We start from the raw sequence: 26,491 nt of genomic DNA, 5'->3' as shown, positions 1-26,491 counted from the left end.
ATAAAGTGAAAGTCTGGAAAAGTCAAGATGTATAGCGAAGAGAAAGGGCGATATAACCGCCTCTTTATACTTCAATAATAATTGGAAGAATCATTGGCTTTCTTTTCGTATGTTTATAAAGATATTGTCCAAGTGTTTTCTTGATGCTTTGTTTCATGATATTCCACTGATGCACTCGTTCTTTTTGCAGATCTTTTACAATTCTTTCAACTTGACGATTGACATCCTTTAATAATGCTTCAGAATCTCTAGCGTATACAAATCCTCTTGATATTGTGTCTGGACCAGAGATGATACTTCGATCTGTTTTGCTTAGTGTAACAACGATGACAAGCATTCCATCCTCTGAAAGTTGTTTGCGATCCCGTAAGATAATGTCACCTACATCTCCAACACCTATACCGTCGACATATGTATTACCAGCTGGAACTTTCCGAGTCTGATAAGCCTGTTGACCGGCAATGTCAACAACATCACCTAAGTTGACAATGAATGTATGACCTTTTTCTACTCCCACCGATTCAGCTAGCAGTTGATGTTGATGAAGCATTCTGTACTCGCCGTGAATTGGAATGAAGTATTTTGGCATCATTAACGTAAGCATTAGCTTTAGGTCCTCTTGATATCCATGACCTGACACATGCATACCTGTTGAGCTACCAGATCCATAGATAACTTTTGCCCCCAATGAAAATAAGTTGTCAATAATCCGTGATACATTCCGTTCGTTACCTGGAATAGGAGATGCTGCTAAAATAACCGTATCACCAGCAAGTATTTCTGCATCGCGGTAATTTGCGGTCGAAAGGCGGGCAAGTGCTGCCATCGGCTCTCCCTGACTTCCTGTACAAAGAATGGCTACATTTTCAGGTTCAAGTTCATGAATTTGCTGTGGTTGTATCAACATTCCTTCAGGGATATTTACATACCCGCGCTCCATAGCAACGTCAATGACATTTACCATACTTCTACCTAATAAAGCAAGTTTTCGGTTTGTTTTCCTTGCAGCATCGACAACTTGCTGAACTCTGTTTACATTGGAAGCAAATGTAGAGACGATTACCTTTCGATTTGCCTTCATAAACGCTTCATCCATGTGCTCGCCAACCATTTTTTCAGAAGGAGTTAAGCCTGAACGCTCTGCATTAGTACTCTCTGATAAGAGTACTAGAACGCCTTGCCTCCCAATTTCAGCCATTTTGTGAATATCTGAATGTTGGTTATTCACTGGAGTTAAATCGAATTTAAAATCACCTGTGTGAACAACATTTCCTTCAGGTGTATGAAACACAATTCCTAAGCAATCTGGAATACTGTGATTTGTTTTAAAAAAACTCACATTTACATTCTCAAATGGAATTTGTGATGTAGAATCAATTTGTATCAGTTCAGTATCTCTTAAAAGGTTATGCTCTATCAGTTTTAATTCAATCAAGCCTAATGTAAAACGTGTTGCATATATAGGAACATTCAATTTTTTAAGGAAATAGGGGATACCTCCTATATGATCTTCATGTCCATGTGTAACAATAAGCGCTTTAATTTTATCTTGGTTTTCCTCTAAATAAGAGAGATCAGGAATAATTAAATCTATTCCTAATAAACTTTCATCAGGAAATTTCCCTCCACAATCAATGATGAAAATTTCGTTCGAATATTGAACAACATACATGTTTTTTCCAATTTCGTTAACACCGCCTAATGCAAAAATAGATAGTTGTTCTTTTTGTGTCATCCTTTGTGTCCTCCTAGACTAGTATTGATTGTTATCGAAAATCTATTTTCTCCTCACTACATTACTTATTGTTCGATCTTTGGCTTAGTCAGTAGTTGTGCTTCAATAATATATCGTTGAGGTGCAGGGCCGATATAAGTAAAAGGGTAACAAGTTGTAAGTGTTAATGTACTTCTTGGCTTTGGAACGATAACAGTTTGATCATTCTTATCGACAATTCGGATTTTCTTAATTTTAAAAATATATGTTTTATTATTACTTGTTACAATGAGTGAATCACCTATTTTTAAGCGATCAAGCCCTCGAAAAAATGTATCTCGGTGACCGGATAATACTGCATTACTTTGTTGACCAGGTAGGGGTGTAGAAGGAATGTGACCAATTCCTTTTTTTAGTATGTCTTCACCTACCCCTTCATAAATAGGTAGAGTTTTCTCAAGTTTTGGAATGGAGAGGATACCTATTTTTTCACCTTCTTCAATAGGAAAAGAAGTCACTGTCTGAAATGCTTTCCCTATACCAGGTTTTGAATAAGGGGCATGAACATCCTGTTCAACAGATAGAAACATATTTGATAGCCAATAGGATTGATAGATAATAAAGCTACATCCAACAATTATGAACCCAAAGGATAGAAATGAAACAAAACGAGTGATCATTTTACCCCACCTGTCTTCCCCTTCTTATAAACAAGATACCCGTAACACCAATACCTACTAGTATGAAACCGATTATCAAATTTATCCATATAGAAGAGGCTGTATCAGGTAGACGATCATGCAGTATATTCGTTAATTCTCCTGCTAAATCTCCTAGCTTAGCAAATTCAATTCCTGATTCAATAAAAAATTCTGAGCTAAGCATATCTTCGGATAACCGCATATCTAAAATAAGTTCTCCTTGAAGACTATAGAGAGCAATAAGTAGGTCATTATTGTATAATTCCTCCATATTCATTAATTGCTTGAATGTGACGTCGGTTTCAACATCATTGTTATCTACCAAAGTAAACTGGGCTTTTAGATTTAATGCATTCATAATCTCTTGAAAGAGACCAATCATTTCATCTTGCTGTGCTTCTGATAATACAGTCATATCGCCCATCGTTAAGTAAGGATTTAAACGGGATATAATAGTTTCCATCTGTTGTTCGAGTTTTTTTTCATCTAACTCCATAAAGTGGGTAAAAAGGGCATCTACTTCTTCCTCCGTTAGCCCGATTAAAGATAAAAATTCTTCAATTTCAGCCATTTCACCATCATGATCTAAGTAAAAATTCAAGGCAACATCAAGATCCTCAATAAAATAATAATCCTCTATTGTTTCACCGAATTCAGCTAGAACAATATCCAATTCTTGTCTGTTCATTTCATATTGTTGTAAAAGTTCCGCTAAGTTTTCTGGAGTAATTGCTGTGCCTAAAATCATGCGCAGGTCATCACCAGTTTCAAAATCATCCAGGGTTAATTCATAATACTCGAGATAATTAGTTAATTCTTGCTGTGTCCAATTTATTTCTGAAAGGATTTTGTTTACTTCATCTTGCGGTGGTGCTGCTTGAGTTGTTTGACATAAGAAACATAGGAAAAAAAGATTCACTACAAAAAACTTTTTCATTAGTCTTCCCTCCGGCATACATAGATGATGATAGTATGTGTTTTTAATGTTTTGATTTATTCATTTAAAAGGAAGGAATGTGAATAATTTGATTTTAATGTATGATTTACCATTTATAGCAAACGATAAATCTAAAGTAAGACCAGGTGGGGAGTTTAAGCTATGTTCAAATCTAAGCAAGAAATGATAAATGATATAAAAAAAGAATTAACAGGCTCTCCTGATTTGGTGAACCAAAGAATAGAAGCTGGGGGGAAGATATGTGAGTTATGTTATATAAGTAGCATTTGTGATGTAGAGAAAATTCACAAAGATCTTTATGTACCTTTTTATGAGGAAATAGAGAATGGGGGATATACGGACTATTTGTTATCATTATCGGGAATTCGAAAGATTGAGGATAGTGACAATCCCGTTGAGCTATTGCTAAAAGGTTCAGTCCTTATTTTTTTAAATAATCTTCATCTCATTCTTGATGTTAAAAAAATACTTAATAAGGCGATACCTGATACAACAATTGAAACGACTATTCAAGGTCCACAAACAGGATTAAGTGAAGACCTCGAAACAAATATGAATATAATTCGCCACAGGTATCATCAATCTTCACTTGCATTTGATGATTATAGAGTTGGAAAGAAATCACAGATGGGGTTAAAGATTCTCTATGATTCGAAAGAAGTAGATGAAGAAGTATTACAAGAACTTTATCAAAGACTAAATGAAATCGATAAAGATGTTGTACAATCCGTTTCACAGCTATCAAGGATGATTACTAGGCATAAGTCGTTTCTGTTTCCGACAATAGTTATAACAGAACGACCCGACCGAATCGCTTATAATCTTTCAAAAGGTAAGGTAATTGTCATTATGGAAGGGACAAGATTTGCGTTAATTTTACCTTCTGTTTTCTATGATTTTATGAGTTCCATGGATGATCTTTATTTACCTTCATGGGTTGCAAGATTTTTAGTCTTACTACGATATCTGGGGTTGGGAACTGCCCTTTTACTGCCGGCAATGTATGTTGGTATAACAGCTTATAATCCTGAGCTATTTCGTGTTCAATTGGCATTGTCCATTGCTGGCAGCAGAATGTCTGTACCATATCCTGCCTATATCGAAGTATTTTTTATGCTTATTATGATGGAATTGTTAACAGAAGCCAGTATCAGATTACCAAAAGCAATTGGTCCGACTGCTACAACTGTTGGTGGGCTTATTTTAGGACAAGCTGCAACAGAGGCAGGTCTGGTAAGTAATATTATGATTATTATTGTTTCAGCAGTAGCCATTTCCAATTTTGTGATCCCGATTAATGAAATGGGCTTCGCAATGAGGGTCACAAAGTATTTGCTGTTAATAGTCTCCACTTTAACTGGCTTAATTGGAGTGATTGTTGGTTTAATCGGGATCATTTATTATTTGGTAAGTTTAAATAGCTTTGGCAGGCCTTATTTGGCATTTTTTAATGGAGAACAATTCAGAAAATAAAAATGCATATGAAGCTTAAAAATAGATTAGGAAGTTGATGATGTCGAAACGATACTTTTATATTATGCTCATTTTAAATATGCTCACAAATATTGTCGCATATGTTCCAACTGTTTTAATTGAAAACAGAAGTAATGGTGCTTTACTTGGCATGTTTATCAGTCTACCGATTGGAATGTTACTGATATTCTTTTTTGTGAAATATATCAGTGAATTTCCGGAACAGGGTATACCTGAAATTCTCGAAAAGTATACAAAAAAATGGTTTCGTTTTTTTTATTTATTTTTTCAGGGGTTTTTATGGTTTATTGCCGGCTTTGTAACGTTAACCATATTTACACATATTTCAAAACAATATATCAATCCGGAATTAGATGAACTGGTTATTATGATTTCCTTTTTGGTTATAATCTTCTTTGGAGCATTAATGAATTCCAAACACGTTCTGTATGCTATAGAAATCATTTTATTATTAAACCTCCCTTTTATTGCGTTTATCATATTTAAGACTTATACAAACCATGAAATTATTTGGGATTCAGCCCGTGTTGCACTGACATACTATCAGGAAATCCCGAATTTTGAAACGATTTCAACAGCATCGTTTGTTTATACTGGATATGCAAATCTTGTTATTTTTAATCGATACTTTAAAGAGGTGAAAGTTGGTTTTTCAATTTTTATTTTAAGTTTTCTTGGTTTCATTACATTAGTTACTACTTTTTTCATACCTATCGGTGTGCATGGATTTGACGGAATAGGAATATACACTTTTCCTTGGATTGCCACAACTGAAGCTTTAAGAATAGAACTTGGTTTTATTGAACGGGTAAGTTTTTTATTCTTAGGTTTGTATATTAATATTTCAATTGCGAGTGTAACATTGCATTGGCATGTGGGGATGGAGCAGTTAAAATCGATTTTTCCAAGCGTTAAGATAAAGAAAAAGGATTATACACCAATGATCATATTGGTTGTTTTTTCTTTATTGGGACTAATAAGCCAATACTTTCTTGATGTTGAGATGGTTGGAAGGATAGCAAGGATTTGGATGATGGTTTTATTACCTGCACAAATAATGGGCATCGTTTTATTAAAAGTCATTTTAAAAAGAAGGGACAAGCCGGCAAAATGAATAAAGTATTAGTATTGTTTGTGTCATGTTCTATCTTCTTTTTATCGGGTTGCGGTTACAAAGATATCGACAAGAGATATTTTGTCGTTTCGATAGGTGTAGATAAAGGTCAAAACGATATGTATGAAATTTCCTTAAAACTAGCAGTTCCAAGCAGTGATGTGAAAACAGGAAGCGATGAAGCTGAGATTTTGACTGAATCAGCACAAACGGTATCTGAAGCTGTTAGAATGATAAAATCCAAAGTTGATAAGGAACTTGACTTTGGTCATGCCAAGATGATTATATTCGGTAGTTCGTTAGTGAAAGAAGATTTATCAAATATTGTAGATTGGTTTAGCAGAAGAAGAGATATACAAGAAATTGCATGGACGGCTATCGGGAGTCCCAGTGCAAAAAAAATCCTTGAAGCAAAACCTATGGGGGAGAGACTTCCTTCAAATTCTTTGTTTTTAACATTTGGAAATGAAGGCACAGAAACACCATATATTAGTTCTGTTTATTTATATAAATTAATAAGACTTCGTAATGAACGGGGAATTGATCCGATATTACCAATTATTGATGCGGAAGACCAAAATTTTTCAACAAACCGGTTAGCTGTTTTTTCTGATTCAAAACAAGTTCTACTATTAGAAGGGGAGCAAACAAAGTACTTTAATATGATCACCAATAATACATCAAAAACAGAAATAAAAGTAGAAAAAGAAAATCAAGCACCATACTTTGTTTTCTCGACTGATCAGGTTCGAACTACATATGAAATACAATCTGAAAATAAGACAACAAACATCGATCTTAATATAGAAATAAGCGGAGTCGTAGAAGAATCTTTTGATGTGTTAGATGATCAGAAAAAAACGGAATATGAAAAAAATATCGAAAAAGAAGTGACAAGTCAAATGGAAGATATATTGCGTTTATTTCAAAAGGAAAAAGTTGACCCAGTCGGGTTTGGATTGAGGTACCGCGCTTCACATACAGGAAAGGAATCTGCAAAGATAGAGGAATGGGAACGTATTTATCCATTAGCTGATATTAAGGTGAATACACAAGTGAAAATGAAAAATGTTGGAATCATTCAGGACCAAGAAGGGTATCCGGAATAACTGTATAATTTATTTGGAATGAATAGTATGGACAACTTCCTTATTTTGTTATTACTTCATATGAAGTAATAACAAAATAAGGAGTTGATTCATTTGATGCAAATAGGTACAGTTAAGCCCCATCACGCACATCGGTTTGAAGCGAAAACATCGGTATCGAAAGAGCATGATCATCTATTAAAGGGCTTTACCTTAACTGTAAATGGAAATAGCTTTGATCGTCATCGGCATTACTTTAGAGGTGTGACGATGAGTACGAATAACCATTATCACCGCTTTTATGGAGAAACAGGTCCTGCAATTCCTTTACAAAATGGTGGCCACTATCATTTGTTTGAGAGCCGTACATATTATAACTATGATGAGGCTGTTTTACCTCAGTATGGTGGTGTAATGTATGGGAATAGTGAACGTCCGAAACATGATCACACGTTTTCTGGTCGAACGCTTGATATAGTTGGAGTGGATCCATTTTTTAGAAGTTTTATAGAAAAATGCTAAAAAGGTGAAGAAGGAAGGGATTTACCCAAGCAGATAAATCCCTAACATGTTATCTGTATATTTGTGAACCCCATTCGGCAAATTCCTTTGCTTTTTCTTCCATACCCTTTTGACGTATTTCTTCATCTGAATCTAGATTATTAACTTTATTTTTAATATCATGAGAAATTCTCATTGAACAAAACTTTGGTCCACACATTGAACAAAAGTGGGCTGTTTTTGCCCCTTCAGCTGGTAATGTTTCATCATGATATTCCATTGCTCTTTCAGGATCAAGAGAAAGATTGAATTGATCACGCCATCTAAATTCAAACCGTGCCTTTGAAAGTGCATCATCTCGTTGTTGGGCACCTGGATGCCCTTTGGCTAAATCGGCGGCATGTGCAGCGATTTTATAAGCAATAACTCCTTCCCGAACATCCTCTTTATTTGGTAAGCCGAGATGTTCCTTAGGTGTCACATAGCATAACATCGCAGTTCCAAACCAACCGATCATTGCTGCCCCTATCGCTGAAGTAATATGGTCATAACCTGGGGCGATATCAGTTGTTAGCGGTCCTAAAGTGTAAAAGGGAGCTTCTTGGCAAATAGTTTGTTGCTTCTCGACATTTTCTTTAATTAAGTGCATAGGAACATGTCCAGGTCCTTCAATCATGACTTGAACGTCATACTCCCAAGCGATTTTCGTAAGCTCTCCTAGTGTTTCTAGTTCTGCAAACTGTGCTTCATCATTTGCATCAGCAATTGAGCCGGGACGTAACCCATCACCTAATGAAACGGCAATATCATATGCTGATAAAATTTCGCATATTTCACGAAAGTGAGTATACAAGAAATTTTCTCTATGATGAGCTAAACACCACTGGGCCAAAATGGAACCTCCTCGAGATACGATTCCTGTTGTCCGGTTAGCAGTAAGAGGTATATAGTGCAAAAGCACACCTGCATGAATAGTGAAATAGTCGACACCTTGCTCTGCTTGTTCAATAAGTGTGTCACGATACACTTCCCATGTTAAATCCTCGGCAATTCCGCTTACCTTTTCTAATGCCTGGTAAATTGGTACGGTACCAACAGGAACAGGAGAATTACGTATGATCCATTCTCTTGTTGTGTGAATGTTCTTTCCAGTTGATAAATCCATAATCGTATCAGCACCCCAGCGAATGGCCCATGTCATTTTTTCAACTTCCTCATCAATTGAAGAAGAAACAGCAGAATTTCCGATATTTGCATTAATTTTGACATGAAAGTTTTTTCCGATAATCATTGGTTCACTTTCGGGATGATTAATATTTGACGGTATAATAGCACGGCCACAAGCAACCTCATTCCGAACAAATTCAGGATCCATTTGCTCACGAATCGCAATAAACTCCATTTCTGGTGTAATAATTCCTTGTCGTGCATAATGAAGCTGGGTAACTCTTTTGCCTTTTTTAGCTACAAGTGGTGTTATAGCTTCTGAAGGGAATACATCGATTGTTTTGGGAAGTGCCGATTTATACCCGTTATCTTCTGGTTTTGTTTTCCGACCTGCATAATGTTCAACATCCTGTCGATTTTTTATCCAATTTTCCCTTATTCTACGTAGCCCCTTCGAAATATTAATTTCAACATGCTGATCTGTATAAGGTCCACTAGTATCATATACCTGTACAGGTAGATTCTCTTTTTTCTCGAAAGTATTAAGTGTTTCTCCTTGTGAAATTTCTCTCATAGGTACTTGAATGTCAGAATGACTACCTTGTACATAAATTTTCTTGCTGCCCGGAAAAGGTTGCTTTACCGTAATCTTCATCTAAATCTCCTCCTAAAAATTCATCTACTTGATTGAAACGGAAGAATAGAAAAACGGGTTCTGAAATTCAGAACCCGTTCGGTAGATGTAGGAAAAATAATAAAAAGGGGTGCATGCAAAAACCCTTTTTTAGTCTATTCCCACTTCCCTACGCTGGTATCATCCAGATCAGGTTCAAAGGGTCAAAGAACTTCAAACGCGTTCTTCTCTCAGTCCAGGCTAATGGACTCCCCTAGTAGATAATGGTAATTTGGTTTTAAACAAGGTTAATCATATCACAGTAAAGAGGTAAGTCAACAGAATCTTTTGTACTATCTGAATGTTTTGAAATACATAAAGGCTTTCTCTCATAAATGAGGGAAAGCCTGACATTTTTCAAAAAATTAGATAGTAAATTTGAACGATAGACAGCATTTTGCCTCCATTTTATAGGTTAAATGGACTTTTCTACTAACGATTTATGTAATTTCTTCATTCGAACCATCCATTCATCAGAAAGAACATCTAATGTTAAGATCGATTCAATTCTTTTAATATTATTTTTTTCATGAAAATAAGTATGATGGACGGTGCTAATTGATATTTCCTCTGAATGTTTTTCCAGTAATTTAATAGAGGAGTTAGAATAAATTACTCCTTCTTCTAACACACGAAAAAAATAACCTGTGTGGCCGTATTCAATAATTTTATTTAAAAGGGTATGAATGTTTGTGTATTTATTAATAGTAGAGCATGGGAATCTCCCCTGAGAAACCTGAACAATTGCATCACCTATTTGGAAAATATCACCAACACATACATCTTTTTCTGTCATTCCAGTTAATGTTAGATTTTCACCAAATGCTGCTTTGGGAAGTACAGTTTGATAAAGCTTTTCCCAAAAACCATAATGTTCATATGCATATACGCAAATCACCCGTTCAGAACCGCCATGAAAATCATGATTTTCAACATCATCACCGATAATTCCATTTGACATGACTTTTAGTTCATTTACTTGATTTTTTGCTATACCTGATTTGAATTCCTTTCCTTTATAAGTAAGGGTAGAGGGTGTTCCCTTACTTAACCAAACAATTTCACGATCCAATGATATCACTTCCTTTACAAAATTCTAAAATTAGAGTGGAAAGATAGGGAAGGACTTAGTCCTAATTTCTGATAGGATAAAAAATACATCAAGGTTTCCCATTGATGTATTTTTCTGTTATTTCATTTGATTTCTAATGTTTTTCTATTTGCTTACTTGTAGTTTTACATTCAGTCATTTTTATATTCAATAATTCATCTAAGTATTGACTTGCTATTAATGTTCGATGTGAATTTAAACCATCTTCTCTGGCAATCAAAAACATTTTGTTTCGATATTCTTCTATTAGGGTATCTAGTGCTTTCACAATGAACACCTCACAGTAAACATCTAGGTAAAATGATCCTAGTACCTTTATTATCTGATAATATTTAAAAAAGTAAATAGATTACTGTGTTTTTTTTCCTATTTTCGCAAAAAAAAGTCGAAATACTATACTTAGTAACCAAAAAGTAAGTGGGATGCAGATCTTGTGTTGGGGAGTAGAAGATGAGGGAGATGGTGTAGTGTGTATATGAGGAATGTCCTGTAAAGAGGGATTGAATATGTAAAACGCTACAGGAAGTATGATGATTCGCTGTAGCGTCTATTTTCCTATTACTAATATCATTACCCTTTTAAGGATGATCATATAAGAAAAACCAGGGATTTCTCCTGAATATCTATGAGGGAAGCCTATTGTAATCAATGTCCTCCACGTCCATATCTGAATTGTGCATTTAACTGACCTTGAAGCATCTTTTTCCGAACATCTGCTTCACTTTCCCTTTTCCTTTCTTTTAAACGCATTTCCTTTAAGATCTCTGTTGTTTGTACACCATCCTCTCGTTTATCAGCAATGTCCATCAATGTTTCAATATCGGAAAACGAATATTTACGCGTACCACGATCATTTCGATACGGAGCAATTAGTTTTCTTTCTTCATAATAACGAATTTGTCTTAAAGTTAATCCGGTTAGTTCGCTTACTGTTCCTATAGAAATCACCTTTTTATCCTTATAAGAGCGGTCTTGATGATTCAATATCTCCACCCCTTAAACATTTCTTTTTACAAGTATATCCTGTTTTGTCATTAATGACTTCTTTTATGTAAGAAATTCTAACATGGAAATATATATTTGTAAAAAGATGTGAGGTTTTTTTACAGTAGGAGTAAATGAATCATAGTTAGAGGTAAAAGGGCATACGCTTAGTTGAGGTTTATAACATTAGAGGATAGATTTTTTATGTGGGTCTGCTTCATCGCTATAGGACTTACTATTTATTTGAAAATAGATATGTTCTGAAAGGTTTTGAAGGAAGGATTTCGGGAATAAAGAAGTAACCTCTTCGTATTGATCTTTACGTGTATTGTAGGAGGTTAAAGTCAATAATTCTCCTTTTTCAAAAATCATCATATATAGTTGTTGGTTTTTTGGTTCAGCTAAGTTAAGATAATAAACCTTTGTTTGAGAAAGATGTTGTTTCAAAGCAATCACTTTAATTGTCATTAGTTTCAACTCCATGTGTTATTGAAACTATTCTCGACAAAGTTTTGAAAATTTAAACAAATTCATCAGTAAAACTCTTAACGAAAGATTCGAGAGAAGCAAAGAAGTTGAGTGGGAGGTAACTGCCCGTTAAGGTCCGGTAAGTCTCACTTAATACAATCTTAATATCTCTAAAGAAAATCTTAACATTGCGTTAACTGTCACATAACAATTTTGAGGTAAATTTAAAGTTGTAAAAAATTATATGGAGTTGAGTGCTATGAGCAAAGTGTTACAAACTGCACTTGAGGAGCAAAGAAATTACTACTCACAAAAACTACTGGCAATTGGCGTTTATAATAGTCAGGTAATGAATAAAATGACATTAACCGAATTGAAAAATGAGTATAATTATTTTTATCACAACATCCCTAAGGTAAAGAGAAAAGCTTCTACAACCTGAGGACTCCTTATTAGGGTGGAGTCCTTTCCTTAATTGATCATCCTAATAAAAAAATCAGTTAATTCCTTCGATATGTTTGAATCATTTTTTCGCCCTTCTTTTGCAATTTCTCCTAGTGTCTTTATGCTTGATTCTATATAATGCAGCAAGGGTTTTGAGGTGAAATTTTGTCCCGATTGTTTCTGAAGAATGACTTTTTTCATTTCCTCTTCAATGACTGGGGTTGCGTGACTCGTATAAAAAATGTGTAAGCCGATAGGTGGAAAATCATCTTTTTCAATAATCCAAAAACAAATTTGCAAAGGTTTTAAGACGGACAAATACATTTTAGCTGTACAACTGTCAGCTTGTTTTAAACGTATGTGATTTTTTTTAGCCATACTAAGATAATGATGAAGGACAGAATAAGGTGAAAACGATTGACTGGCTAAGCTTTTTAATTCTTCGGTAAACATTAAATTGTTTCGATAAATGATAGGTGAATAAAGCCATTCCATAAGAGTAGGGTTTGACTTATTCAGTAATCGCAAGGCCTTCTTGAGATCCCATCCAACAATCTCAAAACTATTAAACGAACTCTCTATAACATCTCGACCTTCATATAATTGCAAATACCACTCTTTTTCATGCTTATAAATGCATCTAATATCATAATCGCTTTTCTTTTCATGTAAATTCCATGCTCGACTTCCAGATTCACAAGCGAATAAAATGTGTATTTTTTCTTGTTTTTCTAATTCATATAAGATATTTTGTATCTCCTTGTACATGCTTTACCCTCATTTCTGTCTGCCTATTATTATAATTACATACTTTTATTATTTAAAACCTTCAAATTTAGGTTAAATAATAGTAAAATGAAAAGGGAGTGCTATTTTTTATACTATTGGGCTTTTTTATTAGGACTTGGCTCCATCCAAAATTCCTAATAATCATTTTACTTTGGCTAATTTTAAACAAGAGGGCGATGGGATGAGATCATTTACTGAAGAAGAATTACAGAATGCATTAGATTTGTTTCGAGTTTTTGCAAGGGCTTTCAAAAGTGTATCTGAGCATTCTATCCGTGATAGTAAGGAACATGGGTTTAACCCAACAGAATTTGCTGTTTTGGAATTATTGTTCACGAGAGGTCCGCAAAAGCTTCAACAAATTGGTTCAAGACTGCTGTTAGTTAGTGGAAATGTTACGTATGTGATTGATAAGCTTGAAAAAAACGGCTACATTTATCGCGAACAGGATCCAAAGGATAAACGTTCGATCTATGCAAAATTAACTGATAAAGGTCAATCTTACTTAGATGAAATCTATCCGATTCATGCAATTCGGATGGCTCGTGCATTTTCTGGATTAAGTGCTGAAGAACAGGCAGAATTGAAAGCGTTATTAAAGAAAGCTGGAGTACATAGCCAGCATTTACTATTTAGGTAGATTGCTAAACAGTTTGTTTGTAAACGTTTACCTATAAAGAGTGATCATTTAATGGTCACTCTTTTTTTGTGTCCTTAATAGAAAGATAGGCATCGAAATAAAATTCCATTCATGATTGCTTAATTCTTGGATGTTAATTCAAGAATGGATTGATTTAAATTTGTTAAAACTAGAAATTATTACCTAAATGCTGATTAGACCATAAGGGTTGTACATAAAGCAGTTGGAATGTGAGGGAACGGGATGAAGATTAGCCATTTTTCAATTAATAGACCTGTGTTTACCATTGTAACAATGCTTTTAGTAGTAATATTAGGTACTGTATCAGTGATAAATATACCGTTAAAGTTGATACCGGAAATAAACCCGCCGATCGGAGTGATTGTTACCAATTATGAGGGGGCTGACCCAAATGAAGTGGTAGAAAAAGTTTCTAAACCGTTAGAAGAAGTACTATCAACCGTTCAAGGTATTGACACAATAACGTCCACATCACAGGAAAGTGCAAGTCTTGTTATCATGAAATTTACTTGGACAACACATATTGATGATATTCAAGATGAAATTCGTACAAGGATGGAGGATGCACCTTTACCGGATGATGCAGGGGAGCCGAGATTTTTAAAATTTGATCCTTCTCAGTTTCCGATCATACAGCTTTCTTTATCGTCATCACAAGATACAGAGCAACTTCAGAATTTAGCGGGGGAATTAGAACAAGAATTAAGTAAAACGGCTGGTGTAGCAAGTGTTAACCTATCAGGGTTACAAACGGATGAAGTAAGTGTAAAGCTCGATCAACATAAACTGGAACAATACTCACTTAGTCAATCAGATATTGTTGATACAATTAGAGCTAACTCTGTCACAACACCTGGAGATCCAGTCGTGTCGGACGGAAAACAGTTAACAACCAGAGTTATCAGTTCGATCGATTCTATTGACGTATTAAAAAGTTTAATTGTGAAGAAAGATCCTGCAACTGGTGACAATATTACGGTTGGAGATATAGCGGATGTTGAAATGGCTAAAGAGGAGTCTAATACCACAACACGTGCCAATCAAAATCCATCTTTGCTAGTTAGTATCTTACAGCAATCTGATGCAAATACAGCTTCAGTTTCTGATGCCTTTCGGGAGAAATTGACAAATATCCTTTCTGAGGAGAAATATGAATCCATTAATGCAGATATCATTTTTGATCAAGGAGAATATGTTGATCAAGCAATTGGAAATATGTTCAATACCCTAATAATAGGTGGAATTTTGGCCATGCTTATTCTTTTTGTTTTTTTGAAAAGTATGAAAAGTCCTCTTATTATTGGAGTTGCAATTCCATATTCTGTTATTGTGACATTTGTTCTCATGTATTTTGCGAATTTTACGTTAAACATTATGACTCTAGGTGGATTAGCTCTTGGAATCGGGATGCTTGTCGACAATGCCATCGTGGTTATCGAAAATATTTATCGTCATCTCTCAATGGGGAAAAATCCTAAAGATGCAGCATGTCAAGGAGCAAAAGAAATTGGTCCTGCTATTATTGCTTCTACCTTAACAACTGTTGCGGTATTTATACCTGTCGTCTTTATTACAGGTATTATCGGTGATCTTTTTACAGAGTTTGCTTTGACAATTGCTTTTAGTTTGTTTGCATCTTTATTTGTTGCCTTGACAATCGTGCCTATGCTTGCAAGTCAACTATTAAAAAAACCTGCTAAAAACATAGAAAAGGTCCGTAGAGAGTCTACATTTATGCATTCTCTAGACAATGCTATTAAATGGTCTTTGCGTAATCGTACAGTTGTGCTAAGTATAACGTTGGTCGTTTTTGCAGGAAGTGTATATGGGTTAACTAGAGTTGGCACAGTATTTTTGCCAAATACTGATGAAGGGTTTTTTTCAATTGACGTTGAACTAGAAAACGGATCATCATTATCAGAAACGTCTAAAGTAGTAACAGCGATCGAAGAAGAGCTTGAGGAAGAAGACGGTGTAGATTTATATGTTAGTCTGATTGGAACAACACAGGAGGAATCCTTTAGAGGAACCGGAAGAACAAATATCGCTGAAATATATGTGAAACTAAAAGATCTGGAGTCTCGCAATGTTACGACATTTGATTTGATCGATAATGTTCAAAAAACATTGGAGAATGTAGCAAGGGGAGAAAATAAAACCGCTAAGCTCTCATTTCATACTCAATCTTCAACAGGATCTACACCTAACACGTTAACATTTCATGTAAAAGATACGAATGAAACTCGTTTAAAAGAATCTGTTGCTCAAATTGATAATGCACTTGTTAAGTTGGCAGATGTTGATGAATTATCAAATGATCTTACACAAACTGTTGAAGAAATACAGATTACAATTAACCGAGATAAAGCACTCGATAACGGCTTATCACCTGTCCAAATCGGGATGGTCGTAAATGATGTAACAAGAGGTACAGATGCCATACAGATGACAAATGAACATGATCATGAGATTTATATGGTAAATGTCCGGTATGATGAGACTGTAAGCGAGGATGTTGATGCTTTAAAGGGTTTACTAATTAAAAAACCAGATAATAGCTTTGTAGAGCTTGGGGATATATCCACAATTCAAGTTGGCGAAGGACCGGTATCCATTCAAAGAATAGATAAGCAGCCTGCCGTACAATACACAGTAAGATATAGTAACTCAACAAACTTAGGTGATTTTTCAAATTTAGTTGATAAAGAAATTAAAGAGCTGGATTTACCTGAAGAAACGGACATTAGTTTTAGTGGAGATCGAGAGTTGCTCGAGTCATCAATGGATGATATGTTACTTGCCTTTATTCTGGCGGTTATTTTTATTTACATAGTAATGGCTGCACAGTTCGAGTCCTTTAAATATCCATTTGTTATTATGTTTACTGTACCTTTAATGCTAATTGGTGTAGCTGTAGCTTTAACTGTAACAAAATCTCCAATCAGTTTAACAGTCGTAATTGGTCTTATTGTGTTAGCTGGTATCGTTGTAAATAATGCAATAGTGATCGTTGACTTCATCAATCAGAAAAAGGCACAAGGTTTCAAAACATATGATGCACTAGTGGAATCAGTAAGAGTAAGGCTTCGTCCAATTTTAATGACAGCATTGACGACTATATTGGGGTTGGTACCTTTAGCACTTGGCTTAGGTGAGGGAACAGAAATCAATCGACCTATGGGTGTAACGGTCATTGGAGGGTTAATCTCAAGCACATTCCTTTCACTATTCATCATCCCGATTGTCTATAGTTTAGTTGATCGTGAAACAAGAAGAATGAATAAAAAATACGTTACACCAGATGGTCATCTTGTATCAGCCTATCGAATAGAAGATCCAATTTTCCATCAAAATGAACAACATGATTCAAAGAAAGAAGAATTGCCTGGACCCTCTAAATTTGACAAGGATGATATGGTCAACATGCTTGAACAAATGATAGATATTGTGAAGGATAAAAAGAAGTAAAGCAAAGTGGGCAGTCAATGTAGACTGTCCACTTTGCTTTACATTTTTGATCTTATTGTATGTTGAAAGACAGGATGGAAAAGAAACTAATTCAGATTGTCTCTTATAGAGCATATGAAAGACAAAATTGAAATGAAACCGAATCAGATTGTCTTTCATTATAGAGCAAATGAAGATTTAGAATTAAAACGACCTCCAACTAAGAGCAAACGAATTATAGTTCCCCTTATTGTACATTGTTGATTTGGTCAATTAATGTACGTAGCGTTTTATCCTGAGGTGATTCAAAATAATCTTGAAAAGGACAACCAATTGTTTTTGATCGACGAAGGACCTCATCAATTGTAAATTGTTCTACTGACAAATGTTCATTTATTTCATCCCAAAACAGGGGTGATGCGATAAATGCTCCTTCTTTTTTCCCTCGGAGAGAGTAGGGAGCGATAATGGTTTTGCCTTCAGCATGTTGAATATAGTCTAAATAAAGTCGGTTGCCACGATTTTTTTTCATCCGTTCAATCGTAAAATCGTCAGGAAAACTTGTAACAAGAAAATGAGCGATAAATTCTGTGAATATACGAGTTTCCTCATAAGTAAGTGAATTTTTGGTAAGTGGTATATGAATTTGCAAACCTTTATTTCCAGACAATTTAGGAAATGTCTTAAGTTGAAATTGATCAAAAATTTTTTTCATTTCTAATGCAGCTTTTATCGCTAAAGAGAAATATTCTCTAGAAGGAGGGTCCAAGTCAAAAACAATTTCGGTTGGGTGTGTTGTATCAATTGTCTGGAAAGGAATATGGAACTCGAATGCTAGTTGATTCCCTAACCACATCAATGTTGAAAGATCTTCACAAATAATATATTCGATTCCATCGTGTTTACTCGTTTTTATAAAAGAAGGAGCATAATCAGGACAGTTTTTTTGATAAAAAGCTTCACCAAACATTCCATGAGGAAAACGAATAACTGTAAGTAGACGTTTTTGTAAAAAAGGTAGCATCAATGGTGATATTTGATAAAGATAACTTAAAAAATTCTCTTTCTTAACATCAACCGTTTCCCACAATGGTTTATCGGGATGTGTAATGGAAATCTCGTCACGAATAGGCGCAGTTTTAATTAATAATTGATCCCATGTACAATCATTAATATGGACATCAAATCGAAACGATGAAAAAGAAGGTTCACGTAATTGATTTTTATACAGAGATAAAAATTGAATTTCTACAACAATAGCTGGTTCTATCTCAATAAAAGAAGTTGTTTCATCTGTTTTATTTTCACGAACTATTGTAAGAAGTGCTTCACGTTCGGTACTTGATATTCCATGTGAGAACACCCCTAATGGAACAATTTTTTTGTTTTGAAAAACACCAACATGAAAATATCCATTCTCTTTGTCATAACCCGTAATAAAAAAGGTTGCATATTTATAGTTTTTAATTTTTAACCATTGTTGTGTACGTACCCCGGCCTCCCATTTACTTTTTAATTGTTTGGCAATAATTCCTTCTCCATTTTCAAGTCGTATTTCTTCCCACAACTTGGAATAGTTCGTTGTATAAGGAACATACTGTAAAAGATTGGATGAAGTTGGATCTACATATTCAGATTCAAACGTTTTGAATAAATTATAAAGCAGTTCTTTTCGCTCATTAAGTGACTTGGTGAATAGCGTTTCTCCGCTTATCTCCAAAAGGTCAAAGGCTAGAAACCGGCAAGAGTGTTTTTGGGCTTCATTTTCGATTTTGTCTTGATTTTTTAATCTTCCTCTAATTTGGAGTTGTTCAAAATCTGAGAAATGTTTTGAGGTAAGGTAGACAATTTCTCCATCCAAAATGATGGGCAAATATGGTTTGAAAGTGTCTTTCATTCTCTCAATTTCAGAAATAATTTCCGGGAATTGCCTGTTTAATGACTTTTCATTTCGGCTCATTAATTCAATTGTTGAATCGGTTACATATAAGATTGAACGAAATCCATCATACTTTGTTTCATAAATCCAATCGGAACCTTTAGGGATATCAGTATGTAATGTTGGTAGCATTGGTTTCAAAGAGCATCATCCTTCAAAATTTAGACTATTTTCTTTATCATTAATATGATCAAATTCGTGACGATTCATGAAAGGAGAATTCTAATTATGAAAAAAGCTGTGTTCCTTGATCGAGACGGTGTCATTAATGAGGTGTTAAGTAACCGTGTAAAATTTGTTAACAAACCTGAGCAAATGCATTTATTAGAAGGAGTTGTTGAAGGAATAAAACTCTTAAACAACGCAGGTTATCTTGTCTTTGTGGTGACAAATCAAGGTGGTGTTGGTTTTGGGTATATGAAGGAAGGTATGCTAAGAAAGGTTCATGAAAAAATGAAGCAGGATATTGCAGAAAATGGAGGAAGAATTGATGATATCATCTATTGTCCACACAAACCGAACTCTGGTTGTGCATGTCGAAAGCCAGAGCCAGAAATGCTTTATACATTAGCGGAAAAACATGAGGTAAGTTTGAAGGAAAGTTATATGGTAGGAGATCGAGATGTTGATATATTTGCTGGTAAACAGGCAGGTACCAAAACTATTCTAATTGGTGATAAAGAAGGATTAGCAGATGCCCGATTTCCTTCATTATTAATGGCATCTCAATGGATTTTAACTCAATGACGAGCAATCTACACGAATTTGATTGCTCTAATGAGGTGATAAAATGTTGATGGATTCATAATAGGTATTGCAACAATATTTTGAAGGTGATATTCTAAATTAGATAGAAAGCGTTTGCATAAGGGGTTATATAGATAAAATATGTTTTTTATTTCTTTATTATTGTGCAATCGTTTTCGCAAAAAACGATAGATTTAAAGGGGAGGCAAAGGAACTTGAAGAGGTCAAAATTGAGAGCGTTATCTTTGTTAGCTGTACTTTCTTTCGTTATACAACTTTTTTCGGGATTTCTTCCATATGAAAGCGTTAGCGCGGAAGTGACGAGTCCACTAATCAATGATGATGGGACTGTTACATTTTTATATGAGGGGAAAGCAACATCTGTTAAGATTGCAGGCAGCTTTACAGATTGGCAAAATGGGGCTATTGATATGACAGAAGAGTCAGATGATGGAATATGGACTCTGACGAAAGAGCTTACAGAAGGAACTTATGAGTATAAGTTTATTGTAGATGATGAATGGATAATGGATCCGTCTAATTCTAAACAAGCAAATGGGAATTCTGTATTTACGATTGGTGAGCCACCCGAATTACCAGCTATGAAAAGCCCTGTCATTAATGAGGATGACATGGTTACATTCAATTACGAAAGTAATGGGGAAACCGCAGTATACGTAATTGGAAGCTTTAATAACTGGGATTTAACAAATGCTGTCGAATTAACAGAGAAAGATGGTATTTTCTCTACTACTATATTAGACCTTGAACCAGGTGAGTACCAGTATAAATTTATTTTTAACAATCGCAATTGGAATGAAAACAGTACAGATCCGTTGAATCCAAATACAACAGACGGAAATTCGACTTTCACAATAGAATCATCGGAGCCGGTTATGGTTCAATCTGCATTAATGGATTCACTAAATGAAATTTTGGTTACAACAAATAAAGAAATTGGGAAACAAGAATTTGTGTTAACGGACAATAAAACTAACGAGGTCATTGATACGATAACAACAGTTATAGGTAATAAAAAAGCACAACTTACAATTGCCGATGGCGAAAGTATCGATGTCCGGAACGTGTATGAAGTTTCATTGGGGCAATCAGAAGGCCAAAAAGTAACGATGCGTAATGTCTTGAATGATGATAGTTTCTATTATGATGGAGATGATTTAGGTTACACCTACTCTTCCAGTCAAACAACCTTCAAGCTATGGGCACCTACAGCAACTAAGGTAAATCTGGCAATCTATGAAGATGAGGGTACATATGAAGGTGCTTTTGTTAAAGACCACTCAGGTGGTTCTGAAACAGACATGAAAAGAGAAAATAATGGTGTATGGTCTGTTACAATCAATGAAAATTTGAAAAATAAATATTATATGTACAAGCTTGAATTCGCTGATGGAACTTTTCATTATGCGCTCGATCCATATGCGCGTGCAACGTCAGCAAACGGCCAAAGAGCAGCTGTTGTTGATTTAAATAGCACTGATCCTAATGGATTTGACCCGACAGACAAACCGGCTATTGTATCACCAGCTGATGCCATCATCTATGAACTCCATGTAAGAGATTTCTCGATTGATGAGCAATCCGGAATGGACAATAAAGGAAAATATTTAGCATTTACAGAAACGGGAACAACAGGACCAAATGGTGTGAAAACAGGCATTGATTCTTTAAAGGAATTAGGTGTGAACTATGTGCACTTATTACCAACCTATGACTTCGGTTCTGTAAACGAACTAACGGTTAATGATCCTAACTCCACAGATGCAAAGTTTAACTGGGGATATGATCCAATACATTTTAATGTGCCGGAAGGATCTTATTCTACTGACCCTGCTGATCCGACTAGTAGAATAATAGAATACAAGCAAATGGTTCAATCTTTACATGATCATGGAATACGTGTCATTTCAGACGTTGTGTATAATCACACGTATATGAACGAATCAACACAATTGGAAGGCAGTTCCCCATTTGATTTGATTGTTCCAGGTTATTATTATCGTACAGATGATACAGGGGAAATTACAAATGGCTCAGGAACAGGAAATGAAGTAGCTTCAGAACGACCGATGGTTCGTAAATATATTAAAGATTCTGTTCATTATTGGGCTACAGAATTTGGTATTGATGGCTTCCGTTTTGACTTAATGGGCTTAATTGATCAAAAAACAATGCAGGAATTAACGAAAGAATTGAAGAACAATGTAGATCCGAATATGTTGATTTATGGTGAACCTTGGACTGGTGGTACAACTAGCCTGCCAAATTCAATGCAGCATGTAAAAGGCTCACAAAAAGATCAAGGCTATGCTGTTTTTAACGATAATATCCGAGGTGCCATCAAAGGAGACAGTGATGGAGCTGGGACTGGTTTTGCAACAGGTGCTTCGGGTAAAGAAGGAGATATCGTTGCCGGCTTAAAAGGTGCTATCGATCAATTTACAAGTAAGCCTCAAGAAAGTATTACGTATGTTACAGCACATGATAATTTAAACCTTTGGGACAAATTAATGAGAGTTGCCGGAACTGATGGTAATCACGAGTCAGAGCAGTATGATCCCCATGCAGTCGTCACAGAAGAAAATGCATTGAACAATGAATGGGTTAAACGCAGTTTATTGGCCAACGGAATCGTCCTAACTTCACAAGGTATTCCATTTCTTCATGCCGGTGAAGAAATGTTAAGAAGTAAATATGGTGTACACAATAGCTACAAGAGTCCTGATACAATTAACAAAATCCGTTGGGAACTAAAAGATGAATATCAATCAGTCTTTAACTACTACAAAGGCTTAATAGAATTACGAAAAAAACACGCCGCTTTTAAAATGGAGTCAAAAGAAAAAATCGAAAAACATCTTCAAGTTTTTAATCAGAAGGATAACATTGTCGCATACCAATTAAAAGACAATGCAAACAATGATACATGGAAAAATATTGTTGTGATTTATAATGCAAATAAAACAACAAAAGAAGTAGCTCTACCAACAGTCGGAAACTGGAATATTGTCGTTGACCATACTTCAGCTGGAACAGAAACAATACGTACAGTAAAATCAGACAAAGTATCTGTTGAGGGTCTTTCAATGATGGTACTATATGATCAATCTGAAGCAGAATATACACCTGTACCAACCAGCATTGAGATAAATCCTGATACATTTGCTATTAACCCGGGCGACACAAAAGGTGTAACTGCATATGTAAAGGATCAAAGCGGTCGTGTGATGCTCGGAGAAGAGCTTATTTGGTCAACTTCTGACAAAGAAGTAGCAACTGTAAACAATGGACGAGTTGTCGGAGTAGCTGAAGGTGTTGCTACAATAAAGGTTAAAGCTGGTGACATTGTTGCTTCAATAGAAGTAACGGTGGAAAAATTAGCTGCTGATACAATTTCTATTGTAGGTAATAACTCTGTTTTTGAGACATATTCAACTCAGCTTTCAGCTCACGTAAAAGACCAATTTAACCAAGATATGCTTCATGCAAAAGTAGTATGGTCATCGTCTGATAAATCTATTGCAACCGTTGATACCACGGGGAAAGTTACTGGAATTAAACCAGGTAACGTTACAATCACTGCTACCTCAGGTGATGCAGATGCAACATTTGATATTGACGTAAAGAAAAATGTAAAGCGTTATGTTCGCATAAAATATGTTCGTCCTGATGGAGAGTTTACAGGTGACTTTGGTGCTTGGAACCTCTGGGTATGGAACACTGGTGTGAAAAACGATCAAATCGATTTTGAAACAATTGATGGTGATACAGCAGTAGCAAACGTTGAGATTGCTCCTGAAACAGAATCAATTGGGTTCTTAATACGTAAAGGTACTGATTGGAATACAGCAAAAATTTCTCCTGACAGTGATGACCATAACGTTCAAATTAACAGGGATGATATTATTACTAAAGTGACCGTTGTCACTGGTGTCCCGGGACAAACAGTTGTACCATCTGTCAACGGACCTGTTTTAGAGGATGGGAATGTTACGTTCTATTATCGAGACGAAGAATTATTCCAAAGTGATGAAATGCATTCAATCGAAGAAGTAAAAGTGAAAATCGATGGAAAAGAATATCCATTAGAATACAGTAAGGAAAATGAGTATTTTTCATATAAGCTTGAAGGCTTAGAGGAAGGAACACATGCGTATAAATTCTTGGTCACAAAAGATGATGAAACAATCGAGGTAACTGATCCAAAAAATACAAAGAATGGTAAGTCAACGATTACGTACACACGTCCAAATCTTACAATTAAGACAAACGTTTCTCCTTCTGAAATCTCTTTTGATGAAAATGCTGTTTTAAAAGTAGAGGTAACTTCTGAAGACAAGGTAAACATTAGAGAAATATATGCCGACTTTGAGGCACTTGGTGGCAAGGAAAAGGTTGATATTGATCCAAATGTAGGCGCTGTTTCAATAGCTGCTAATCAATCCGTTACAGCTGGTGAAAAAGAGATTAAAATCGTCGTCATCGATGAATTTGGTAACACGCATAAGCAATCAGCAAAAGTAACCGTTAAACCAGAGCAATCTATTGGTGGAAAAATAAGCTTTAATTGGGATGAAGCACGTATTTACTTTATGCTAACAGACCGTTTTAAAGATGGTGATCCATCTAATAATGGTAAGGAAGAATATGATCCAGCTCACTCAGAAGCATATCATGGTGGTGATTTACAAGGGATTATTGATGAATTAGATTATATTGATGACTTAGGAATCAATACAATCTGGATTTCGCCAATTGTCGATAATATTGAATTCAACAAAGGTTTAGATTTTAAAACCGCTGCAGGTCTTGAACCAAAGCAGTATGGCTATCATGGATACTGGGCAAAGGATTTTACTACTTTAGATGAACATTTAGGTGATATGGAAACATTCCAAGAGCTTATTGAAAAAGCTCATGATCGTGGAATTAAAATCATGCTTGATGTAGTTGTAAATCATGCTGGTTATGGAATGGATGGAGATATTTGGGATACATGGAAAGCTGATGCAGAAAATCTTCCTACAGAGGACGAATTAGCAGCGTTTAATGGAATGTTAAGAACAGTGGATGAGGACCCTACGGTAAGGGGAGAACTTGATAATCTTCCAGACTTCAAAACAGAAGATCCAGCAGTACGACAAAAAATCATTAATTGGCAAACAGAATGGCTTGAAAAGGCAAGAACAGATCGTGGAGATACAATCGACTATTTCCGTATTGATACAGTAAAACATGTTGAAGATGCAACATGGCAAGCACTAAAAAATGAGCTAACAGCCATTGATCCGTCTTTCAAAATGATCGGAGAATATTGGGGTGCAAGCATAGCAAATGATGGAGGCTACTTAGGTACAGGTCAAATGGATTCTCTATTAGATTTTGATTTTAAAGAAAAAGCAAAAGCATTTGTAGACGGAAATATTGATAGTGTGGAATCTTATTTACAAGATCGAAACAATAAGCTGACAAATTCAGCAACACTTGGCCAATTCCTAAGCAGTCATGATCAAAATGGCTTCTTAACAGAATATGTCCATGGTGATGTAGGGAAATTGAAAGTTGCATCTGCTTTACAAATCACATCAAAAGGTCAGCCGGTTATATACTATGGTGAAGAATTAGGTAGATCTGGTAAGTCTGATTGGGAAAAAGACGCTGATGGAAATGTATTGGCATTTGGTCAAAATCGTGATGATATGCCTTGGGACCTTTATGAAAATGGGAATCCGGAAGCTATGGCTCTTCACAAACACTATTCTACTCTCTTAAATATCAGAGAAGATTACTCAAAAGTCTTTTCAAAAGGAACTAGGGAAAAAATAGCAGGTGGAGATGCAGAGAAATACATTGTTTTTAAGCGACAATATGATGATGAAAATATTTTGGTAGGTTTAAATACAGCAACCGAAGAAAAACAAGCAACCTTTCCGGTTGATTATGCTGCTAATACAATACTGACAGACCTATATAACAACAAAGAATACGTTGTAAACGACAAGCAAGAAGTAACGATTAAACTTCCCTCGAAAGACAACGGCGGAACAGCAGTATTAACGTATGTTACCGAAAAACCTGGAGAAAATCCTGGAGAAAAACCACCGGGAGATAATCAGGAAGAAGAACCGGTAGGAGATACTGGAGATGATAATTCAGAATATCCAGGCAATAAACCAGAGGACCAATCTGATGAAAAGTCTGGTAACAATCCTAGTGATAAACCGAATGACAGCAGCAAAGGCAACACACCAGTTTCTTCGTCAAAAGAAGGGAACTATTTACCATTAACTGCATCTTCTCATTACAACTGGTTAATTGTAGGAGTAATTATGATATTAATTGGAAGTGTATATGTATTTGCTCAAAGAAGAAAAGTAGAAAGGTAATTGAAAAGGCGAAATAAAACTTGGTGATAAGCATAATCACCAAGTTTTTTTGTTTTGAAAATATAGGGGTGAGATCCAAGTGAA

General features: G+C 35.3%; 19 protein-coding genes and 1 riboswitch. Of the genes, 9 read left to right on the top strand and 10 right to left on the bottom strand.

What is annotated here, in order from left to right; genetic code table 11:
• Positions 1-64: 64 nt before the first annotated feature.
• The 3 genes from BK577_RS20310 to BK577_RS20300 all read right to left on the bottom strand — a co-directional run bounded on the left by BK577_RS20310 (position 65) and on the right by BK577_RS20300 (position 3,352).
• Positions 65-1,735: a ribonuclease J gene (locus BK577_RS20310; RefSeq protein ID WP_078434628.1), complete on the bottom strand. Its 1,671-nt coding sequence runs from the start codon at positions 1,733-1,735 to the stop codon at positions 65-67.
• Between the two features lie 65 nt (positions 1,736-1,800).
• Positions 1,801-2,394, bottom strand: coding sequence for a class D sortase (locus BK577_RS20305; protein WP_078434627.1), 594 nt, complete (start codon positions 2,392-2,394; stop codon positions 1,801-1,803).
• A gap of 1 nt (position 2,395) precedes the next feature.
• The gene (locus tag BK577_RS20300; RefSeq protein WP_169908415.1) at positions 2,396-3,352 is read right to left on the bottom strand and encodes a processed acidic surface protein; all 957 of its coding nucleotides are present in this window, start codon (positions 3,350-3,352) and stop codon (positions 2,396-2,398) included.
• Between the two features lie 162 nt (positions 3,353-3,514).
• Here BK577_RS20300 and BK577_RS20295 point away from each other — a divergent pair, with 162 nt between their 5' ends.
• From BK577_RS20295 to BK577_RS20280, 4 genes are all read left to right on the top strand, one after another.
• Positions 3,515-4,846 carry a spore germination protein gene (locus BK577_RS20295; RefSeq protein ID WP_078434625.1) on the top strand — a complete coding sequence of 444 codons (1,332 nt, stop codon included), beginning with the start codon at positions 3,515-3,517 and terminating at the stop codon, positions 4,844-4,846.
• A gap of 40 nt (positions 4,847-4,886) precedes the next feature.
• Positions 4,887-5,981, top strand: coding sequence for a GerAB/ArcD/ProY family transporter (locus tag BK577_RS20290; protein ID WP_169908414.1), 1,095 nt, complete (start codon positions 4,887-4,889; stop codon positions 5,979-5,981).
• Complete coding sequence (locus tag BK577_RS20285; protein ID WP_078434623.1) at positions 5,978-7,090, top strand: Ger(x)C family spore germination protein; 1,113 nt, start codon at positions 5,978-5,980, stop codon at positions 7,088-7,090. The genes BK577_RS20290 and BK577_RS20285 overlap by 4 nt, the downstream gene beginning before the upstream one ends.
• A 96-nt stretch (positions 7,091-7,186) precedes the next feature.
• Positions 7,187-7,591, top strand: a complete 405-nt coding sequence (locus tag BK577_RS20280) for a YmaF family protein (protein ID WP_245823593.1) — start codon at positions 7,187-7,189, stop codon at positions 7,589-7,591.
• Positions 7,592-7,640: 49 nt separating this feature from the next.
• On the opposite strand, the gene thiC is transcribed toward BK577_RS20280, so the two are convergent.
• From thiC to BK577_RS20255, 5 genes are all read right to left on the bottom strand, one after another.
• Entirely contained in the window at positions 7,641-9,392 is a 1,752-nt protein-coding gene (thiC, locus tag BK577_RS20275; RefSeq protein ID WP_078434621.1) for a phosphomethylpyrimidine synthase ThiC, read from the bottom strand.
• A gap of 128 nt (positions 9,393-9,520) precedes the next feature.
• Positions 9,521-9,636, bottom strand: a riboswitch (TPP riboswitch).
• A gap of 189 nt (positions 9,637-9,825) precedes the next feature.
• Positions 9,826-10,482: an MOSC domain-containing protein gene (locus BK577_RS20270; RefSeq protein WP_078434620.1), complete on the bottom strand. Its 657-nt coding sequence runs from the start codon at positions 10,480-10,482 to the stop codon at positions 9,826-9,828.
• A gap of 133 nt (positions 10,483-10,615) precedes the next feature.
• Positions 10,616-10,789: an aspartyl-phosphate phosphatase Spo0E family protein gene (locus BK577_RS20265; protein WP_078434619.1), complete on the bottom strand. Its 174-nt coding sequence runs from the start codon at positions 10,787-10,789 to the stop codon at positions 10,616-10,618.
• 377 nt (positions 10,790-11,166) lie between these two features.
• Positions 11,167-11,505, bottom strand: coding sequence for a MerR family transcriptional regulator (locus BK577_RS20260; RefSeq protein ID WP_034332213.1), 339 nt, complete (start codon positions 11,503-11,505; stop codon positions 11,167-11,169).
• Between the two features lie 186 nt (positions 11,506-11,691).
• Positions 11,692-11,973 carry a hypothetical protein gene (locus BK577_RS20255; RefSeq protein ID WP_078434618.1) on the bottom strand — a complete coding sequence of 94 codons (282 nt, stop codon included), beginning with the start codon at positions 11,971-11,973 and terminating at the stop codon, positions 11,692-11,694.
• Between the two features lie 259 nt (positions 11,974-12,232).
• Between BK577_RS20255 and BK577_RS20250 the strand changes: the two genes are divergently transcribed.
• On the top strand, positions 12,233-12,415 hold the full coding sequence (locus tag BK577_RS20250; protein WP_078434617.1) for a Fur-regulated basic protein FbpA: 183 nt from the start codon (positions 12,233-12,235) through the stop codon (positions 12,413-12,415).
• Positions 12,416-12,444: 29 nt separating this feature from the next.
• Here BK577_RS20250 and BK577_RS20245 read toward each other — a convergent pair whose 3' ends face one another.
• Positions 12,445-13,185: a nucleotidyltransferase domain-containing protein gene (locus BK577_RS20245; protein WP_078434616.1), complete on the bottom strand. Its 741-nt coding sequence runs from the start codon at positions 13,183-13,185 to the stop codon at positions 12,445-12,447.
• 202 nt (positions 13,186-13,387) lie between these two features.
• Here BK577_RS20245 and BK577_RS20240 point away from each other — a divergent pair, with 202 nt between their 5' ends.
• Complete coding sequence (locus BK577_RS20240; protein ID WP_078434615.1) at positions 13,388-13,846, top strand: MarR family winged helix-turn-helix transcriptional regulator; 459 nt, start codon at positions 13,388-13,390, stop codon at positions 13,844-13,846.
• Between the two features lie 243 nt (positions 13,847-14,089).
• On the top strand, positions 14,090-17,335 hold the full coding sequence (locus BK577_RS20235) for an efflux RND transporter permease subunit (protein ID WP_078434614.1): 3,246 nt from the start codon (positions 14,090-14,092) through the stop codon (positions 17,333-17,335).
• A 226-nt stretch (positions 17,336-17,561) separates the two neighbouring features.
• On the opposite strand, the gene BK577_RS20230 is transcribed toward BK577_RS20235, so the two are convergent.
• Positions 17,562-19,385 carry a DNA ligase D gene (locus tag BK577_RS20230; protein ID WP_245823592.1) on the bottom strand — a complete coding sequence of 608 codons (1,824 nt, stop codon included), beginning with the start codon at positions 19,383-19,385 and terminating at the stop codon, positions 17,562-17,564.
• Between the two features lie 96 nt (positions 19,386-19,481).
• Between BK577_RS20230 and BK577_RS20225 the strand changes: the two genes are divergently transcribed.
• A complete protein-coding gene (locus tag BK577_RS20225) occupies positions 19,482-20,000 on the top strand; it encodes a D-glycero-alpha-D-manno-heptose-1,7-bisphosphate 7-phosphatase (RefSeq protein WP_078434612.1) in 519 nt (172 codons plus the stop codon).
• 215 nt (positions 20,001-20,215) lie between these two features.
• Positions 20,216-26,407, top strand: a complete 6,192-nt coding sequence (gene pulA, locus BK577_RS20220; RefSeq protein ID WP_139367399.1) for a type I pullulanase — start codon at positions 20,216-20,218, stop codon at positions 26,405-26,407.
• The last annotated feature ends 84 nt before the right edge of the window (positions 26,408-26,491 follow it).

Origin of the sequence: Metabacillus halosaccharovorans, from assembly GCF_002019635.1 — a bacterium.
Taxonomy (GTDB): domain Bacteria; phylum Bacillota; class Bacilli; order Bacillales; family Bacillaceae; genus Metabacillus; species Metabacillus halosaccharovorans.
The sequence above is the reverse complement of the archived record's forward strand: the minus strand, read 5'-3'. Positions and strand labels throughout refer to the sequence as shown.

Bases quoted from the DNA above. Each gene is read 5' to 3' on its own strand.
- BK577_RS20285 (WP_078434623.1), top strand. From the start codon at position 5,978: ATGAATAAAGTATTAGTATTGTTTGTGTCATGTTCTATCTTCTTTTTA.
- thiC (WP_078434621.1), bottom strand. From the start codon at position 9,392: ATGAAGATTACGGTAAAGCAACCTTTTCCGGGCAGCAAGAAAATTTAT.
- BK577_RS20225 (WP_078434612.1), top strand. From the start codon at position 19,482: ATGAAAAAAGCTGTGTTCCTTGATCGAGACGGTGTCATTAATGAGGTG.
- BK577_RS20235 (WP_078434614.1), top strand. From the start codon at position 14,090: ATGAAGATTAGCCATTTTTCAATTAATAGACCTGTGTTTACCATTGTA.
- BK577_RS20240 (WP_078434615.1), top strand. From the start codon at position 13,388: ATGAGATCATTTACTGAAGAAGAATTACAGAATGCATTAGATTTGTTT.
- BK577_RS20250 (WP_078434617.1), top strand. From the start codon at position 12,233: ATGAGCAAAGTGTTACAAACTGCACTTGAGGAGCAAAGAAATTACTAC.
- BK577_RS20245 (WP_078434616.1), bottom strand. From the start codon at position 13,185: ATGTACAAGGAGATACAAAATATCTTATATGAATTAGAAAAACAAGAA.
- BK577_RS20280 (WP_245823593.1), top strand. From the start codon at position 7,187: ATGCAAATAGGTACAGTTAAGCCCCATCACGCACATCGGTTTGAAGCG.
- BK577_RS20255 (WP_078434618.1), bottom strand. From the start codon at position 11,973: ATGACAATTAAAGTGATTGCTTTGAAACAACATCTTTCTCAAACAAAG.
- BK577_RS20295 (WP_078434625.1), top strand. From the start codon at position 3,515: ATGTTCAAATCTAAGCAAGAAATGATAAATGATATAAAAAAAGAATTA.
- BK577_RS20300 (WP_169908415.1), bottom strand. From the start codon at position 3,352: ATGAAAAAGTTTTTTGTAGTGAATCTTTTTTTCCTATGTTTCTTATGT.
- BK577_RS20290 (WP_169908414.1), top strand. From the start codon at position 4,887: ATGTCGAAACGATACTTTTATATTATGCTCATTTTAAATATGCTCACA.
- BK577_RS20230 (WP_245823592.1), bottom strand. From the start codon at position 19,385: ATGCTACCAACATTACATACTGATATCCCTAAAGGTTCCGATTGGATT.
- BK577_RS20310 (WP_078434628.1), bottom strand. From the start codon at position 1,735: ATGACACAAAAAGAACAACTATCTATTTTTGCATTAGGCGGTGTTAAC.
- BK577_RS20305 (WP_078434627.1), bottom strand. From the start codon at position 2,394: ATGATCACTCGTTTTGTTTCATTTCTATCCTTTGGGTTCATAATTGTT.